The sequence below is a fragment of the Sporolactobacillus putidus genome, from assembly GCF_014647035.1.
Lineage (GTDB): Bacteria > Bacillota > Bacilli > Bacillales > Sporolactobacillaceae > Sporolactobacillus > Sporolactobacillus putidus.
This window is the reverse complement of sequence record NZ_BMOK01000008.1, coordinates 74285-92296: the sequence shown is the minus strand read 5'-3', so window position 1 is coordinate 92296 and position 18012 is coordinate 74285. Positions and strand designations below refer to the sequence as shown.

The window sequence follows — 18012 nt, the reverse complement described above, 5'->3', positions numbered from 1 at the left end:
TGGATAAAAGTAACGGCATATCAGAAAAGCTCTTTGTTTTTTCGGGCATGGAGTTTTTCCTTTTTTTCTTCATATTTTGTTTCGTTATGAGTTTGTTTGTATTTCCTTTAAATCTTATTGTATAGAGGAATTGAATTTATGGAAAAAGGGACAAGAAGTCATCTGAACCCGGGAGTTGCATACACTTTTGCAGCTTTTTTGATCTGGGGTTTTCTGACTTTGTACTGGAAATGGCTGGGCGCGGTTCCGGCTGGCCAGATACTGGCGAACCGCGTGGTTTGGAGTTTCGTTTTTATGATCGGGGTACTGCTGTTCAGAAAGGACCTGGGACATTTAATTGTCAGCTTTAAATGGCTGGTCCATCAACCCAAGCAATTTTTTATCGTGTTTTCCGCTTCTGTCGCTATTAGTGCGAACTGGTTGATTTATGTTTGGGCGGTCGCACATAACCATGTGATTGAAGCAAGCCTTGGTCTTTATATTATCCCACTCGTAAGTATGCTGATAGGTATCGTATTCCTGAGGGAAAAAGCAGGTTTTCTAGAAATCATGTCCATTCTTCTTGCAGCAGCCGGAGTCGCCATTATGACGCTTAAATACGGATATGTCCCGTGGCTTGCACTTTCTTTAGCTACAACATCCGGTATCTACAGTCTCTGCAAGAAGTTCATATTGTTTGAAGCCAACATCGGCATGACCATTGAAACGATGCTAATGGTGCCGGCAGCAGGAGTTTATATGCTGATTATTGGCAGCCAGACACCGATCCCGTTCGAAATTTATTCACCATCCGAAGGTGCTCTGCTTATTGGCGCCGGTATATTAACCGCATTGCCGCTGATCTGGTTTGCTGAAGGTGCGAAACGGATCCCACTGACGATGATCGGATTTTTTCAATACATTACTCCTTCGGCGGCGTTTCTGATCGGTATCTTTATTTTTAAAGAACCAATCGATCCGGTACAGTTTCTGTCCTTCGGTTTTATTTGGCTCTCTATCATCATCTACGCATTTGCAGAAGTGCGTAAATAGTACATACATCCGGCAGACAATATTAGAAAATATTGCGATAAAAATTTATTATGGCTAAATAATTATCACGACTAGAACATATCGTTAGGCGGTGATCTTATTAACGCAGTTTTGGAGAGATATAAAGATCTGGTCATGTTTCTCGGAGAAGTCATGGGTGATGATGTTGAAATTATTCTTCATGACGTAACAGATCTTGAAAATTCAGTAATAGCCATAAGCAAAACGAATTTAAGCGGTCGTTCCATCGGCTCTCCGGTAACGAACCTGATCCTTAAAATGCTGAAGAAAGGGAAAGCACAGAACAAAAATTTTATTACAAATTACGAAGGGATCGCCAAGGACGGGACAATCCTAAGGTCATCTACCTTTTTCATCCGCAATCATGAGAATGAGATTATCGGTATGCTCTGTGTTAATGTGAATTATCAGAAAATGGAAAAGGTTATTAATTATTTATGTGAGTTTGTCGGAGTTGATATTCAACACGAAACGAAGAAGAATCAGCCAGTTGAGCATCTCAGCCCTTCGATTGAGGATCTTGCTAAAGCGAGTATTAAAGAGATTGTCGGTGCCACGAAGATTCCACCTGAAAGAATGTCCCAGGAAGAAAAACTGAATATTATTGAACGGTTGAACGAAAACGGCATTTTCCTTCTGAAAGGTATTGTCAGTATTGTGGCCAGTGAATTGAGTACTTCGGAAGCGTCGATCTACCGTTATCTCAGCAAAATTAAAAAAGCAAACTGAACTGAGCATCCAAACCATCGTCTGGTCTGCAAAGAAAAGGAGTGTCGCGATCATGTACAACTTTGATCCGGGACCCCACGGTTGCATACGAACGTGTCAAATGAGATTGCACCGAATATGAGGAACGGCTTCGTCAGCATGAATGCCGCCGCTTCATATTCAGTCATTATTGAAGGAGCCCGGTTTTCAAAGACTGCTGAGTCATGTGAACACAGGAAGATAATTATGTGTTTAGCCATAGAAAAAGAGCCTGAGAGCCGGTTTCCCGATCTTCAAGCTCTTTATTTTTCATTCTTATCAGAGGCTGTTCCTCATTTTGAAATATATTTCAGCAAGCCGTTCAATCCCTCTATTAATACTCTCTTCATCACAAGAGCTGAAGGCAAGGCGGAGATGAGAAGAAGTTGTTTTATTCAGGAAAAAAGCATTGCCGGGAATGAAATTAACGCTCTTCTTATATGCCTTTTCCAGCATGTACGATGTGTCGATAAATGAAGGAAACGTCAGCCAGAGAAAGAAACCGCCTGCCGGTTCATTAAAGCTGACCTCATCCTGAAAATCATTGTGTATGGCCTGAACCATGGCATCTTTTCTTGAACAGTAACAGGCGATCAGTTTCTGAACATGTTTGTCAAAGTTCATTTTTTCGAGCAGGCAGCTGATCGTTTCCTGAACAAAAACGCTGGTCAGTCCGTCGGATTTTAGAATTTTTGCACGCTTTAATATTTCTTCATAGGCGATCATCCAGGCACAGCGGATACCGGGGGCTACTATTTTGGAAAAGGTACTCAGATAGATTACCCGATCCGGCGCAAAAGAATAAATTGAAGGCAGCGTATGGCCTGTGAAATTCAATTCTACATAAGCATCGTCCTCTACAATGTAAAAGTTATAATGATAGGCCAGCTCGGCAAGTTTCTTTCTTCTTTCAAGAGAAAGCGCCGTTCCGCCGGGATTCTGATAATTAGGCAGAATATAGATGAATTTTGGGATCTTACCGTTATCTTTCTTTGCTTTCATCAAGGCTTCTTCTACAAGATCGACACACAAACCTTGACTATCTATCGGAAAGGCGCGCAGGCTCGCCCCTGCAAGTTGGATAGCCCGAATGCCGCCGAAATAGGTTGGCGCTTCGACCCAGACCTCATCTCCAGGTTCAGCCAGTGCTCTCGCCGCGAGATCAATCCCTTGATTGGATCCGCTCGTAACGAGAATATTTTTTTCTTCTGCGTAGATTGAGCGTAAGCGTGACCGGTTTCTGATCCATTCAACAATTTTCTGCTGGCCGGACCCACCGGAATATTGGAGCATTTCAGGTCCGCTCTCCTGAAGTGCCGATACGGTGGCTTCCGAAAGCTCTGCAATCGGAAATGTTTCAGGAGCAGGATACCCATAGGCCAGCGGGATAGAAACTTTACGGCCGCCGCCAAGAGCAGATCCAACGGTGTTGACGTGTACAAAGCGCTTTGGAAAGACAGATGTGCCGGTTTGACTCAAATTCAGCATCTCCTTGAAAAATATGATCAATTATTAAAGAAGCCCGAAAAAGCAATCACTTTTTCGGGTTTTTATGAGATTTCTATTTTAGAGTTATTCATTTTTCATTTTTTTTAGGAAATCAACTGCGAGATTGGAGAAGAACTCTGCACTTGGGAGGATCGCTTTTTCATCGATAATCAGATCAGGGTGGTGCAGACCTGATGTTCCAGAAACACCCATGAAAAAGAATGCACCGGGAATCTTTTTCAGATATTCCGCAAAATCTTCACCTGCAGAAGAAGGAATCGGGGAAACGACATTAAGACCTGATTTCTTGGCGGTTTCCACAGCCCACTCTGCATATTTCTCATCATTGATCAGTGCGGGGCCCAACTTCGTATAATGCAGTGTTCCCTTAGCGCCGAGCGCCTGCGCGACGCCTTCTACCACCCGCTGCATTTTGGCGGGTATGCCGTCTCGCACGTGTTCCTGAAATGTGCGGACTGTTCCTTCCATCTGAGCTGTTTGAGGAAGTACATTCCACGTGTTACCGGCTTCAAGCCGTGTTACACTGATGACGGCGTTGTTCAGCGGAGATATATTTCTGCTTACAATGGTCTGAAGCGCAGTAATAATATGAGAAGCGACGACAATCGAATCGATGCCCTTTTCCGGTGCGGCTGCATGGGTTCCGGTTCCTTCAACATCAATAACGAATTTGTCGACACCGGCCATCAGCGGACCGGACTTGATCCCGATCGTTCCTGTCGGAATATGCGGCATATCGTGCATCCCGAATATCGCTTCAACATCATCAAGAACACCAGTCTCCAGTACTTTTATTGCGCCTCCACCATTTTCCTCGGCGGGCTGGAAAATGATTTTTACAATCCCTTCTATCTCGTCTTCTCTTTTCTTCAGCAGAAGAGCGGCACCGAGAATGGAAGTTGTATGGAAGTCATGGCCGCAGGCATGCATCTTTCCAGGAACTTTGGATGCAAAAGGAAGGCCGGTTTTCTCCTGAATAGGGAGCGCATCAATATCGGTTCTAAGAGCGATTGTCGGTCCTGGTTTCTTGCCCCTGATAACAGCCAGGACACCGGTCTTCATCGGAAGATCAAGCATCTCTATGTTTGCTTCGGCAAGCCAGCCCTTCAGAGCTTTTGTAGTTTCATATTCCTCAAATGATAATTCGGGATGCTCATGAAGCTGATGGTGGTAACCGATCAGCTGCTGCTCCAGCTGCGTTTCTTCGACAGTTTTAACCATAATAAAAAATCTCCTTCGTTCGGTTTGTATAGATACTGCATGTTGGCTGGATTTGGTTATTCTTCACTCTTATTCCATGGCATCATCAGGGATTGTTCATGAGAAAAATTCGGCTGGACGACATTTTTAAAGGATCAATGAGTCCGTGTGTCTGCTTGTGCCGGAGAGCAGCAGCAGCGTGATCAGGACAGCCTGAGCACCGAGAAAGCCCTTTTCAGGATTGAAAAATTCTTCAAGCGTATGCTCCTTGCCGCTGATTCCGCCACCGCTCATTGTAATTGCCGGGATACCAAGGCTTATCGGAACGTTTGAATCGGTACTTGAAGTACGCAGCCTTGGTGAAAAACCAAGAAAGCTCACCGCTGCCGCCGCTGCCTGCACAATTGGCTGATCAGGAGTCTGGGAACCTGCCGGTCGTTCGCCGACTTTTTCAAGAGAGACGGTAATCGCTCCTTCCGTATTCCACCGTTTGTTTTCCTCTTCGGCCGCTTTCTGAACCAGGCTTAATGCCTGCTTCTCCAGTGTAATTAACGCGTCCATCGAAACTGAACGCATATCCAGTGACATGCACGCATCTTCAGCGATCGAATTGATTGATGTTCCTCCGTCAACCGTCCCTACAGTAAATGTAGTTGCAGGATCGTTCGGAACATTAATATCGCTTATGTAAGATATCGCGCGCCCCAATGCATGAACTGCACTCGGGGTACCAAAAGCAAAAAAACTGTGACCGCCCGGTCCCCTGAACCGAATATGGTAGCGGTGGCTGCCGACGGCTGTACAGGTGAGCGCGGCCGGTTCACCCGGTTCAACGGAGATGAAGCCGCCGATATCACTGCGTTCATTGAAAAGGGCTTTGACTCCGCGCAAATCGCCAAGTCCTTCTTCGCCGACATCTGCGACGAATAGAATACTATGTAATGGTTTTATTCCGGTGCTCCGGATAGATCTTAGAATCGAGAGAAGCACGCCCAGACCTCGGCCGTCGTCCGATATACCGGGAGCGTAAATGATACCGTTTTTAATCTTTGCCCTGGTGTCAGTTCCTTCAGGAAAAACAGTATCCAGATGGGCGGCGATAACGATCTTTGGATTTGATTCAATCCCCTCAAGCAAGCCTGTAACATTTCCTTCAGGGTCAATACCGACTTCCGTCAGGCCGAGATCACGGAAACGCTCAGCGATCCATGAAGCCCGTTTATCCTCTTTGAAAGGCGGAGCGGGAATTTCCGTCAATGTCGTTTGTTCAGCTGCTGTGTTTTCGTTATCTGCCTCAAGAAAGGATAGGGCTTCTTTAACTTCGGTCAGAGCTGTCAATTTTACGATTAACTGTTTGATTTTATCTGAAATCACAATTTCATTATTCGATTGAGACATGCTGCAGGCTCCTTAATTTAATATGCTAATGTGATAAAGGATAAAAATAAAAATGTATAATCGGCAGAACTTTCTTCGGCCTCATTTTACACATCGATTTTAGTCAGTATGATTTGGCAATCCCCTTTTTCTATGCTTTTTAATAGTCTAAGAATACACTAGACGGTTTTTCCAAACAATGCTGAACAGTAAAAAAAATAGATAAAATGAGAAAAAAACCATTGTCAAAATCTAAAAAATTATTATTATAATAATATATTATATACGAAAATTTAAAACAATTGATAATAATTTAAAAAAAGAAGGAGTTGGGGAAAAAATTAGTGCTCTATGATGGAAAAATAATGATTAATAAAAAACAAGTCAGAAATTTTTACAATATACGTCAGAGTTATTGACGATTTCATGTAAAATAAATGACGAATTAAAAAAATGACTATTTATTTTTGTCAGATGCTATTCTATAATAGCTTTATTAGTTTTAATAAATTCTGAAAATACCGTATTGTCTAATGACTGACAATACTCGACTTAATCAGGATTTTATGTTCATCAACAAATTGACTCTGGGGGGATCATCGATGAGCGAATCATGGAAAGAAGATTTGGAAGATTTATACGATGACATGGTAGAATGGCGCAGATATCTGCACCAGCACCCAGAGCTGTCCTATCATGAAAAAGAAACTTCGACATTCATTTACGAGAAACTGAAGAGTTTCGGAATTGATGATATAAGGACAAATGTTGGCGGCTATGGAATTGTCGCAAGAATTCACGGCTCAAAACCAGGAATCACTGTAGCGCTAAGAGCAGACTTTGATGCACTCCCCATTCAAGAGGAAACAGACGTTCCTTACAAGTCGAAAGTCCAAGGTGTCATGCACGCCTGCGGACACGACGGCCATACAGCAACACTTTTGGGAGTTGCGAAGGTTCTTCAGATTCATCGCAGCGAACTATCAGGAGATGTTGTCCTGATCCATCAGCCAGCTGAGGAGTTTCCGCCTGGCGGAGCACTAGCTATGATTAAAGATGGCTGTCTTGACGGAGTCGATGTTATTTTCGGCACTCACTTGTGGAGTACGGTTCCGTATGGAACGATCGGCTATCGAAAGGGTTATTTTATGGCGGCGGCCGATTACTTCAAGATCAAAATACAGGGACGGGGCGGACACGGATCTGCACCGCAGCTGTGCGTGGATTCCGTTGTCGTTGCTTCCCAGGTTGTCAATCAGCTGCAAATGGTTGTCAGCCGGGAAGTTGATCCAACAAAGTCGGCGGTTCTGACAATCGGAAAATTTAACTCTGGCGTCGCGCCAAATGTCATCGCCGACACTGCTGTTCTTGAGGGAACGGTCAGAACATTCAATGAGGATGTTCGAAGAAAAATGAAAAGCGAAATGGCCAGCATCATTGAAAATGTCTGCGGCGCATTCCACGCAGAGGGTACACTAGATTACCGGGATGGTTATCCGGCTGTTTACAATCATGAAAAAGAGTCCGATGTCTTTCAGAAAGTTATGGACAAGACTTTTGGAAAGGATATGGCCGTTGAAATCGCACCGCAGATGGGCGGTGAAGATTTTTCCAGCTATCTTTTGGAGAAGCCGGGCATGTTCTGGTTCACCGGCGCGGGCAATCCTGAGATCGGCGCCAGCTATCCTCATCACCATCCCAAATTCAATTTCGATGAACGCGTGATGATTGCAGCGGGAAAGGCATTTCTGGCAATGGTTTATAAATATCTCTGCACTCCTGAAGCACCGGTTCTTAGCGAACTTGTAAAAAGCTGACAAATGATCTAAGGAGGTTAAGAAACTTGGGTGAACTCTTAAAGGTTGACAAAATTAAAACTGAATTTAAGACGGATAAGGGTATGGTTACGTCCGTTGACGAAGTCAGTTTTGATTTGAAAGAAGGAGAAACCATTTGCCTGGTTGGCGAGTCCGGATGCGGTAAATCAGTCACTTCCCTGTCGATCATGCACCTTCTGGATAAGAATGGATCTGTTACCCACGGTTCTATTCTTCTTAATGGAAAAGAACTTGTGAACATGTCTGAAGCTGAAATGCGCAAAGTACGGGGTAATGAAATTTCGATGATTTTTCAGGAACCGATGACTTCATTGAATCCGGTTTTAACGATTGGGGATCAATTAACTGAGGGCATAAGGCTGCACATGGGTTATTCAAAAAAAGAGGCAAGGGATTATGCCGTTGAAATGCTGAAGAAAGTAGGGATACCGAGAGCCGAAGGCATTGTTGACGATTATCCGCACCGCTTGTCGGGGGGAATGAGGCAGCGCGTCATGATTGCCATGGCGCTCAGCTGCAAGCCGAAATTGCTGATTGCAGATGAACCGACAACTGCATTGGATGTAACGATTCAGGCACAGATTCTAAAGCTGATGAAGGGGCTTCGTTCGGAATCCAAAACGGCCATTATTCTGATTACTCATGATTTGGGCGTGGTAGCGGAAATGGCGGACAAAGTTGCTGTCATGTACGCAGGTCAGGTTGTCGAAGAAACAGATGTTTTTACATTGTTTGATAATCCGAAGCACCCCTATACACTGGGCTTGATGAAATCCATTCCCCATATTACAAATCCCGACGATATGCGGCTGGAGTCAATCCCCGGATCCGTGCCGAGTGTCTATAATATGCCCAAGGGCTGCCGCTTCTATGATCGTTGTCCGTTCGCCATGAAAAGATGTCTGGAAGAGAAACCGGAATTAAGACCGATTGAGGATAAAAAGTCACACAGCATCAGATGCTTTCTTTACGAAAAAGAGGAAAGGGAATTTGAAGAGAAGAAGCAGGATGAAAAGGAAGTGTTGTCTTGAGTAAGCCATTGACCGAGCAGGAGAAGCCGTTGTTGGAGGTTAAAAACCTAAAAAAATATTATCCTATCAAAAAAGGAATTATTTCGAAAACCGTCGGCTATGTCAAAGCGGTGGATGATGTAAGTTTCTCTATATATCCGGGAGAAACAGTGGGACTGGTAGGAGAATCCGGATGCGGTAAATCGACTACGGGACGTTCTCTTGTTCGTCTGGAAGATCCGACTTCCGGACAGGTGATCTTTGAAGGTAAAGATCTGGCGAGTATATCAAAGAAAGAAATGCGCGAGCTGCGCACGGATCTGCAGATCATTTTTCAGGATCCGTACTCTTCCCTCAACCCAAGAAAAAGAATCGGTGATTTGCTGGCTGAGCCGCTGCTCGCCCATAAACTGGCAAGCAAAGCTGAAGCCGCTGAAAAGGTTAATCATATTCTTGAGACGGTCGGATTATCGAAACACTATAAAAACCGCTACCCTCATGAATTTTCAGGCGGGCAGCGGCAGAGAATCGGCATAGCCCGGGCACTCATGCTCCATCCAAAGCTGATTATCTGTGACGAACCGGTATCGGCGTTGGATGTCTCAATTCAGGCGCAGGTACTAAACCTGTTGAAGGATCTTCAAAAGGAATTTAATCTGACTTACATTTTTATTGCCCACGGTCTTGGCGCTGTTAAATATATCAGCGACCGGATTACAGTAATGTATTTAGGAAAAATAATGGAGATGGCGAAAACAAAGGAAATTTTTGAACATCCTATGCATCCCTATACAGAGATATTGCTGAATGCTTATCCCGTACCCAATCCCCACATGCGTGATCGTGAACAGATTGTAGTGGAAGGGGATGTTCCGAGTCCGGCGCATCCCCCGAAAGGCTGTGTTTTTCATACAAGATGTCCTTTCGCAAAGGATATATGCCGTGAAAAAGTACCTGAACTGAATGGAACGGATCACTTGATAGCATGTCATTTTCCATTATCACAATGACTGAAGGGAGCGACATTATTTGGCTCAATACATTATACGGCGAATATTAATTGCCATTCCGGTTATTTTAGGAGTGACAATCCTAAACTTCTTTATTATCAATCTGGCACCCGGCAATCCTGTGGATATGTATGTCAATCCTTCAGCAACACCCCAGCAAATTGCGATGGAAAAGCATGCACTCGGTCTTGATCAGCCGATTATTATCCAGTACTTTCACTGGTTGGGACAACTTATTCAAGGAAATCTGGGATTTTCTTATTCAACGCGTGAACCCGTAACATCACTCATTACCTCACACATCGGACCAACCATGCTGCTGATGGGGATCTCGCTGATTATCGGCTATCTAATTGCCATACCTTTAGGAATCATTTCTGCAAGAAAACAAAATTCGTGGGTTGATTATTTAACAACAGGTTTTTCGTTTTTCGGTGTATCCGTCCCGCACTTCTTTTTAGGATTAGGCGTCATTTATTTATTTGCAACTAAAGTCCTTTTGTTTCCTACAGGAGGAATGAACACGCTTGGCGGAAGCGGCAGCTTTTCAGATTTGTTTGTTCACCTGATCCTTCCGGTCGCCGTTCTTTCAACGGGAATAGCAGGTAATATGATCCGTTATGTCCGCTCAAGCATGCTGGATGTTTTAGGCAAAGACTACTTGAGGACGGCAAAAGCGAAAGGGCTGCGACAATTCATCATTACGAACAAACATGCCTTAAGGAATGCACTCATACCGATTATTACCGTTATCGGAATCGATATTCCCATGCTGATCGGTGGTGCAATCGTTACGGAGCAGGTCTTTCAATGGCCGGGTCTTGGTTTGTTAACCATTCAGTCCATTTCCTCCCGAGATTATTCAACGCTAATGGGAATCAATTTAATAGCGGCTATTGCGGTACTTCTAGCGAACTTGCTTACCGATATTTTTTACGCAGTAGCCGATCCGAGAATCAGATATGAATAAAGGAAGGGGGGAGATTCTATGGCGATGAAATTGAATCCTAACAGGAATGTGCCGGAAGCTGCCGACTTAACAAGCAAAGAAGCGGTTCTGGAAGAGTTAGGAAGAGAAGAAAGCTATCTTCACATGGTTACCAGGCGATTCTTAAAGCATAAAATGGCTTTTTTCGGACTGATTGTTTTTGCAATATTTGTTCTTGTTGCTCTTCTCGCACCTGTACTCGCTCCATATGATCCCAATAAAATTTTCGGCGATTTTGACGCCTCCCCTTCATCGGCTCACTTGCTTGGGACCGATCAAGTCGGACGGGATGTGTTGAGCCGTCTGATTTTCGGGTCTCAGGTTTCGCTTACCGTTGGTGTTGGGGCCGTCGCAATTTATGTCGCAATAGGAATTGTTCTTGGACTGCTGGCCGGTTATTTCGGCAAGTGGGTAGATATGATTATTATGAGAATCACAGATGTCTTTATGTCATTCCCTTATTTTATGGTAATCCTGGTGCTTGTCAGCATTGTAGGACCCAGTCTTTCAAACATTACAACTGTGATTGGTTTATTGGGGTGGCCGGCCATTGCCCGATTGGTTAGGGGCAGTGTGCTTTCTATAAAAGAGATGGACTACGTAAAGGCGGGTGTTGCACTTGGCTATTCGACGCCGAAAATAATTTTTCAACATATTTTACCTAATGCTTTAGCACCGATTTTAGTCAATGCAACCTTTGGTGTTGCCTCGGCAATTATCATGGAAGCTTCATTGAGTTTTTTGGGGATGGGGGTTCGGCCGCCTGCCGCCAGCTGGGGCAACATGCTGACTGAGGCGGAGTCAATTACCGTTTTGTCATCGCAGCCTTGGCTGTGGTTTCCGCCAGGTTTAATGATTCTTTTGGCAGTCCTTTCCATAAACTTTATGGGTGACGGACTTCGCGATGCAATCGAATCACAGCAAGCAAAATAAAGCAGCACATAAAATAGAGGATGTGAAGAGATAAAATGAAACATACGGGATCAGTTTCAAATGGAAAACGCATTTTGAAATACTTGCTGACTTCTTTTTTAGCATTGTCAATTGGCTTACTTACAGCCTGCGGCTCATCATCGTCTTCAAACAGCGGATCTGTTAGTGACACGATCACAATGGGCATGGTTAACCCGCCGGCAACATTTGATCCAATTAACGCAGCTGATATTGCCGGACAGTTTGCGGGCCGTTTAATGTTTGATACATTTTTGGATCAGACAGCTCCGTTGAAATTTGTACCGAAGCTGGCAGACTCTATCACAACTACCGATGACCAGACTTATACAATCAAATTGAATCCGAATGCGAAATGGACCGATGGAAAACCTGTTACTGCCGATGATGTGGTTTTCACGTTCAATCTGATTGCCAATCCTAAAACGGAAACAGCCGTAGGATCTAATATTTCGGTGCTTGAGGGTCTGACACCAACCGGAAAACTTCCTGCCGGGACAGCTTCAATTCCCGACCTGACAAAAGTTGATGATCATACAGTTACCTTCAAGACGAAGAAACCCGTTGATCCAAACTATGTAAAAGAGTTAATTGGTACAAAGATTATCACTTTGCCTCAGCATATTTTGAAGGATATTGCACCACAGGATCTGGCCAACAGCAAGTACATGCAGAGTCCGAATGTCACAGACGGGCCATATAAGTTTGTCACATATAGTAAAAATGCATACATTCAATATCAGGCGAACAATTCATATTATCTCGGGAAACCGAAAACACCTAAATTTTTCCTGAAAATCATGCAGGCACCTAACCTCGCGAGCGAACTGCAGGCGGGAACGATTCAAATGAATGCTGCCGGTGGTATCGGGATTATCCCCGTTCAGGACTATAAAACGGTAAAAGGCTTAAAAAATGTCAAAACGATTACGGCACCACAAATCGGATATCAAACGATGATGTTCAATACAAAAACAATTATAAATCCTCAGGTTCGCCTTGCATTCGCGCAGGCGATCAATCGTCAGCAAATTGTCAGCAAACTCTTGCAAGGAAACGGTCAGATCGTTGACGGTCCGTACACGTCGGTCAGCCCTTATCTGGACAAAAACCTGCCTCTCATCAAATATGATCCTGCTCAGGCGAAACAAATGCTCAAAGATGCCGGATGGGATTTCAATAAGACGGTTAATCTTGTTGTTCCGATCGGTAACCAGGTCCGTCAGCAATCAGGCGATATTATCGCACAGGATCTGAAAGCCATTGGCGTTAAAGTTAACGAAACAACTTACGATTTCCCGACAATTATGCAGAAAGGCAAAGCCGGACAGTTTGATTTGCTGCTGATCGGATTTGCGGGCTATGTCGACCCTGATCAATCAGCATATTATGGACCAAACGGAGTCTATAACTTTATGAAGTATGATAATCCGCAGTCTGCGAGCCTTCTTCAGGCGGGATTGAACGAATCGAACCCTGCGAAACGTAAGATTATCTATAATCAGCTGCAGCAGATCTGGGATAAAGATATGCCGATTCTGACGCTGTATTCAGATAATCAGATGATCGTGGTCAACAACAATATTGCTACTGGCGGTGCTTCAACTTTCTGGCCCGGAACGGTTTACGATTTCCAGAAATGGGCCTACAAAAGCGGAAAGTAATCGTTCTTTGACGATGAATGGATAGATTAAAAAGAAGACCTGAACAGCTGATTGACAATGAATCAGCTGTTCCTATTTTATTCGAAAGTAATCGAATGTCAGCAGTTAACGGAGGTTTTAGATGAATGATTAATGAGAAGGAATTATTAAAGGAAAAAGCAGCTTATTTTGCACAGGAATCTCTTGAAACATTAAACCATTATTTACGGTTGCCTTCAGTGTCCGCTCAGCACCGCGCGATACCTGAAACTGTTGAGTTTGTTGCCGGACTGCTTGAGACATTTGGCGGAAAAGTGAAAATACTGGATGATCTGGGCGGAAATCCGGTTATCTATGGCTTTTTTCCTGCGGGTTCACAAGGAAATCAGAGTAAAACATTGCTTTTTTACAATCATTATGATGTCCAGCCTCCTGATCCGCTTGGAGAGTGGCATTCAAAACCATTTGAGCCGCTGCTTAAGGACGGCGTGCTCTATGCACGGGGAACCGCTGACAACAAGGGATCATTGATGCAGCGTCTTGCAGCGCTTAAAACGCTTCAGGAAAAAGAAGGCCTTCCATGTAATGTTAAATTTTTAATTGAAGGAGAAGAGGAAAGCGGAAGCGCTCATCTGGAACCTTATCTGAAAAAATATAAGGAACTATTCAGTGCCGATGCCTGTATCTGGGAGTTTGGCAGTAAGGACAATGAAGAGAGAGTGCAGCTTTACGCAGGAATTAAGGGATCTGCATATTTCGAATTGTCCACAAAGAGCGCTGAGATCGATATTCATTCATCGGAAGCGGCATGCATCGACGATGCGGCGTGGCGTCTCGTGCAGGCGCTATCAAGTATGAAAAACCAAAACAACGACATTTTGGTAGAGGGTTTTTTTGATGAGATTGAAGAACCTAATGAAGCATTAAAAAAATTGGTCGAGAACTTGCCCTTTGATCAGGAAGCGTTGAAAAATCTTTACGGGTTAAAACGTCCGTTGATCACAGAGGCACGCGGAGAGGATCCTCGCCAAGCATTGATGTTTCATCCCACAATGACTATATGTGGCATGATCAGCGGCTATACGGGTGAAGGATCAAAAACGGTCCTGCCAAAAGAGGCAAGCGCAAAGCTGGATTGCAGAATGGTTCCCGGACAGACAGGAGAACACCTTTACAAATGTATCCGACGCCATCTGGAGCGGCATGGCTTTTCCGATATCGAAGTAACATTGATAAATTCGCAAGAGGCCTACAGATCGGACATTAATGATCCATTCGTAAAACTTGTAAATAAGACAGCGCAAGAGGCTTACCAGTCCGAAACAGTTCTTTTCCCGACGTCCCCCGGCACCGGTCCGATGTATATTTTTAACAAATATCTACATCTGCCTATTGTCAGTACAGGAGTGGGTTGGGCACAATCAAAGGCACACGCCCCGAATGAATCCATTCGGATCAAAGATTACATTGATGGAACATTGCACATGGTTTATTTGCTGAAGGAGTTTGCGAAAATCTGACTGTGCGGGAGGACGAATGATGACAACAGACATTATTCAGGAAGTGAATGAACTGATTGAAGGCCAGGCTGAGCTGTTCGGCAGTTTAAGTGAACAGGTTTGGTCCTATGCCGAACTGAGTTTTGCTGAACAGAAGTCTGCCGATCTATTAATCAAAGCATTTGAGGAGAAAGGCTTTTCCGTTGAGAGAGGTCTTGCCGGGTTAAAAACTTCGTTTGTTGCAAGCTATGGATCGGGAAAACCTGTCATTGCCATCCTAGGTGAATATGATGCACTTGCCGGACTCAGCCAAAAAAAGGACAGCACGGTACATGACCCGATCGTACAAAACGGCAGCGGACATGGCTGCGGCCACAATCTGCTGGGTGTAGGTTCGCTGGCAGCGGCTTTTTCTGTAAAGGATTATATGGATCAACATCATTTAGCGGGCACGATCCGTTTCTATGGGTGTCCTGCCGAAGAACGGGGAAACGGAAAGGCATACATGGCAAGAGAAGGCTGTTTTGAGGATGTGGATGCCGCCTTTTCCTGGCATCCAGGCTCAGTCAATATTGTGCAGCAGGCTTCATCCAATGCAGTGATCGAGGCGCGCTTCTCTTTCGATGGAGTCAGCGCTCACGCAGCGGCCCTGCCGGAATTGGGCAGAAGCGCACTTGACGCCGTTGAGCTAATGAATGTCGGCGTCAACTATCTGAGAGAGCATATGCCGGATAAAGCACGGATCCACTACGCGGTTACGGATACCGGCGGAAGCTCGCCCAATGTTGTTCAATCCCATGCTGAAGAGCTCTATCTCGTCCGTTCTCCGGAACCCGCCGATGTCAGGACGCTGTTCGAGCGCGTCGTTAATGTGGCACGAGGAGCGGCCTTGATGACAGAAACAAAAATGTCATACCAAATTGAAGGCGGATGCCACAATCTGATCCCCAACACGGCGCTTCATCAGGTTATGCTCGGCTACATGAAGAAGATCGGATTCCCTGAGATCAGTGAAAAAGATCTTGAATTTATCCGGGCAATCTATGACTCACTTGGTGAAAATGAGAAGAAACACGCACTTGCTCAACTTAACCAGAATCAGAAAGCGGCAATAGCTGATAAACCTGTTGAAGACTGGATCATCTCTTTACCGGAAAAAGACGCATTTATGGAAGGGTCAACGGATGTTTCGGATGTCAGCTGGAATGTGCCGACTGCTCAGTGTATGACAGCGACATGGGCTTTTGGGACAGTTCCGCATACCTGGCAGGTTGTCGCTCAGGGGACACAGCCGTATGCGTTGAACGCCACCCTTTTTGCCGGGAAGGCAATCGCTTGTACAGCCATCCAGACATTGACAGACGAAGAACTTCTGGATAAAGCCAAAGAAGAGTTTAAGGAACGTTTGGCCGGGAAAAAATATGACTCTCTGATTCCTGAAGATATAACCCCGCCTGAAAAATAAGAATCCATTATGTATAATAGAAAGAATTAAATGAGCCGTCTCATCATGTGATGCAGACGGCTCATTATTATTTCATTAAATTTTTAAAATGTTTTTATCGACCCATCTCCTGCAGAAACAAGCAATAAACTTTTTGAACGCGCTCGAAATTGCTTAGGCGATAAAATTCATTCGGCGCATGAGCACGTTCGTCATCCATTGCGGCACCAAGAGTCAGCGTTTCAGCACCAAGCAAACCTTTAAACAGACTCATGACTGGAACGGAACCGCCTGATAGCTGATGCAGAACGGAATGCCCAGTAGCTTTCTCAAGGGCTTTTTCCAGAGTTAGCAGTTGAGGATAATCCTGGGGAACACGGTAAGGATTCGCGCCATGTCCGTTTTCTATGGTAACTTCGATTGACCGAACGGCCTGTTTTTTTATATGTTCGGTCAGCAGTTCCCGAACCTGATCAGGCGTCTGATCAGGAACGAGACGTGTTGTAATTTTCGCATGTGCTTCGCGTGGAATGACAGTTTTTCCACCTGCTCCCTGATAGCCGCCCCAGATACCGTTAATCTCCAGGGTTGGCCGGGCCACACCGCGTTCCATTGGAGTAAATTCCGGTTCTCCAAAAAATTCTTTAAAACCGGTGGTCTTTTTTAGCGTTTCAGTAAAGGAAGAAAACTTGGCGATTTGTTCTTTCTCCTCAGCGGTCAGCTCATTAACCTGATCGTAAAATCCTTCGACCAGAATATGGCCCTCTTCATCGCGCATCGAATTTAGAATACGGACAAGTTCGTGAATGGCGTTTGGCGCGATTCCTCCACCGGCACCAGAATGCATATCCGTGTTTGCTGTTTTAACGTTCAGCTGCATAGAAAAAATTCCTCTGACTCCGGTTGTCACACGGGGTTCTTCTTCACTCCCGCATCCGCCGTCGGCGCTGATGACCGTATCACAGGCCAGCAAATCTTGATGCTCTTTAATAAAAGCATTAAGAGACCTGCTACCGATTTCTTCTTCGCCTTCAAATAGGAATTTTATATTGATTGGGAGTGATCCCCTTGTTTTCAGCAAGGCTTCGCATCCGATGATCGGCAACAGTAGATTGCCTTTCATATCGGATGCTGCACGACCGTAGACTTTGCCATCTTTAACCACAGGTTCAAATGGAGGCGAATCCCATAAGCTGACCGGTACGGCCGGCTGAACATCAAAATGGCCGTAAATCAGCAGCGTCGGCTGGCCAGGTGCATGCAGCCACTCGCCGTAAACCACAGGATGTCCGACGGTTTCCAATGTCCCGGCTTTCTCAATGCCTGCTCTCTGAAGCCTTTCAACCACCCATTCCGCAGCTTTGCGGACATCGCCGTCATAGTCTGGATCTGTTGAAATGCTCGGAATACGCAGGAATTCAAGATATTCACTTAGAAAACGCTCTTGATTTTCATTCAAGTAAACTTGCCAACTTTCAGTCATTTATTTACCAACCCCTTCTTTAAATTAGCTTGTTAAAAGATCCTGCCGTGCAGGATTAACAGCAAATGAAAGCCTATGTATTAGTTCTTCTTATTTCTTAGTTTAATTCACCCCAATCCTGGTGTAAATATTTTAGAATTCAGAATTGATAGTGAAAAAACGGTGTATTCATTTAATCACGAGGGAATCTTTTTAAATCGGTCGATCAATTTTGTGGGATCGTTCAAATGACAGAATTGGAGCATTTCAATTTACTATTA

At 44.6% G+C, this 18012-nt stretch carries 14 protein-coding genes; 10 read left to right on the top strand and 4 right to left on the bottom strand.

Annotated features, from left to right (window positions below):
* Positions 1-138 precede the first annotated feature (138 nt).
* Together rarD and IEX81_RS10600 are read left to right on the top strand one after the other, a co-directional pair.
* A complete protein-coding gene (rarD, locus tag IEX81_RS10605) occupies positions 139-1032 on the top strand; it encodes an EamA family transporter RarD (protein ID WP_188803108.1) in 894 nt (297 codons plus the stop codon).
* Positions 1033-1143: 111 nt separating this feature from the next.
* On the top strand, positions 1144-1782 hold the full coding sequence (locus tag IEX81_RS10600; RefSeq protein ID WP_229727564.1) for a helix-turn-helix transcriptional regulator: 639 nt from the start codon (positions 1144-1146) through the stop codon (positions 1780-1782).
* A 297-nt stretch (positions 1783-2079) separates the two neighbouring features.
* Here IEX81_RS10600 and IEX81_RS10595 read toward each other — a convergent pair whose 3' ends face one another.
* From IEX81_RS10595 to IEX81_RS10585, 3 genes are all read right to left on the bottom strand, one after another.
* Positions 2080-3279, bottom strand: coding sequence for an aminotransferase-like domain-containing protein (locus tag IEX81_RS10595; RefSeq protein WP_188803106.1), 1200 nt, complete (start codon positions 3277-3279; stop codon positions 2080-2082).
* A 93-nt stretch (positions 3280-3372) separates the two neighbouring features.
* Entirely contained in the window at positions 3373-4530 is a 1158-nt protein-coding gene (locus IEX81_RS10590) for an amidohydrolase (protein ID WP_188803104.1), read from the bottom strand.
* A 126-nt stretch (positions 4531-4656) separates the two neighbouring features.
* Positions 4657-5907 (bottom strand): M20/M25/M40 family metallo-hydrolase, encoded by a 1251-nt coding sequence (locus IEX81_RS10585; protein WP_188803102.1) that lies wholly within the window; start codon positions 5905-5907, stop codon positions 4657-4659.
* A gap of 581 nt (positions 5908-6488) precedes the next feature.
* Between IEX81_RS10585 and IEX81_RS10580 the strand changes: the two genes are divergently transcribed.
* The 8 genes from IEX81_RS10580 to IEX81_RS10545 all read left to right on the top strand — a co-directional run bounded on the left by IEX81_RS10580 (position 6489) and on the right by IEX81_RS10545 (position 16290).
* Entirely contained in the window at positions 6489-7703 is a 1215-nt protein-coding gene (locus IEX81_RS10580; protein ID WP_188803100.1) for a M20 family metallopeptidase, read from the top strand.
* Between the two features lie 26 nt (positions 7704-7729).
* Entirely contained in the window at positions 7730-8755 is a 1026-nt protein-coding gene (locus IEX81_RS10575; protein WP_188803098.1) for an ABC transporter ATP-binding protein, read from the top strand.
* The gene (locus tag IEX81_RS10570; protein ID WP_308424080.1) at positions 8752-9744 is read left to right on the top strand and encodes an ABC transporter ATP-binding protein; all 993 of its coding nucleotides are present in this window, start codon (positions 8752-8754) and stop codon (positions 9742-9744) included. The genes IEX81_RS10575 and IEX81_RS10570 overlap by 4 nt, the downstream gene beginning before the upstream one ends.
* A gap of 19 nt (positions 9745-9763) precedes the next feature.
* The gene (locus IEX81_RS10565; RefSeq protein ID WP_188803095.1) at positions 9764-10714 is read left to right on the top strand and encodes an ABC transporter permease; all 951 of its coding nucleotides are present in this window, start codon (positions 9764-9766) and stop codon (positions 10712-10714) included.
* An 18-nt stretch (positions 10715-10732) separates the two neighbouring features.
* The gene (gene opp4C / locus IEX81_RS10560) at positions 10733-11665 is read left to right on the top strand and encodes an oligopeptide ABC transporter permease (RefSeq protein WP_188803093.1); all 933 of its coding nucleotides are present in this window, start codon (positions 10733-10735) and stop codon (positions 11663-11665) included.
* 35 nt (positions 11666-11700) lie between these two features.
* Complete coding sequence (locus IEX81_RS10555) at positions 11701-13347, top strand: ABC transporter substrate-binding protein (protein WP_188803091.1); 1647 nt, start codon at positions 11701-11703, stop codon at positions 13345-13347.
* 125 nt (positions 13348-13472) lie between these two features.
* The gene (locus tag IEX81_RS10550) at positions 13473-14846 is read left to right on the top strand and encodes a M20/M25/M40 family metallo-hydrolase (protein ID WP_188803089.1); all 1374 of its coding nucleotides are present in this window, start codon (positions 13473-13475) and stop codon (positions 14844-14846) included.
* Positions 14847-14865: 19 nt separating this feature from the next.
* Positions 14866-16290: a M20 family metallopeptidase gene (locus IEX81_RS10545; RefSeq protein WP_373292369.1), complete on the top strand. Its 1425-nt coding sequence runs from the start codon at positions 14866-14868 to the stop codon at positions 16288-16290.
* Positions 16291-16384: 94 nt separating this feature from the next.
* Here the strand turns inward: IEX81_RS10545 and IEX81_RS10540 are convergent, their stop codons facing one another.
* Positions 16385-17752 carry a dipeptidase gene (locus IEX81_RS10540; protein WP_188803085.1) on the bottom strand — a complete coding sequence of 456 codons (1368 nt, stop codon included), beginning with the start codon at positions 17750-17752 and terminating at the stop codon, positions 16385-16387.
* Positions 17753-18012 lie beyond the last annotated feature (260 nt).

Coding starts and splice junctions, on each gene's coding strand:
- rarD (WP_188803108.1), top strand. CDS start 139: ATGGAAAAAGGGACAAGAAGTCATCTGAACCCGGGAGTTGCATACACT.
- IEX81_RS10585 (WP_188803102.1), bottom strand. CDS start 5,907: ATGTCTCAATCGAATAATGAAATTGTGATTTCAGATAAAATCAAACAG.
- IEX81_RS10580 (WP_188803100.1), top strand. CDS start 6,489: ATGAGCGAATCATGGAAAGAAGATTTGGAAGATTTATACGATGACATG.
- opp4C (WP_188803093.1), top strand. CDS start 10,733: ATGGCGATGAAATTGAATCCTAACAGGAATGTGCCGGAAGCTGCCGAC.
- IEX81_RS10590 (WP_188803104.1), bottom strand. CDS start 4,530: ATGGTTAAAACTGTCGAAGAAACGCAGCTGGAGCAGCAGCTGATCGGT.
- IEX81_RS10555 (WP_188803091.1), top strand. CDS start 11,701: ATGAAACATACGGGATCAGTTTCAAATGGAAAACGCATTTTGAAATAC.
- IEX81_RS10550 (WP_188803089.1), top strand. CDS start 13,473: ATGATTAATGAGAAGGAATTATTAAAGGAAAAAGCAGCTTATTTTGCA.
- IEX81_RS10540 (WP_188803085.1), bottom strand. CDS start 17,752: ATGACTGAAAGTTGGCAAGTTTACTTGAATGAAAATCAAGAGCGTTTT.
- IEX81_RS10545 (WP_373292369.1), top strand. CDS start 14,866: ATGACAACAGACATTATTCAGGAAGTGAATGAACTGATTGAAGGCCAG.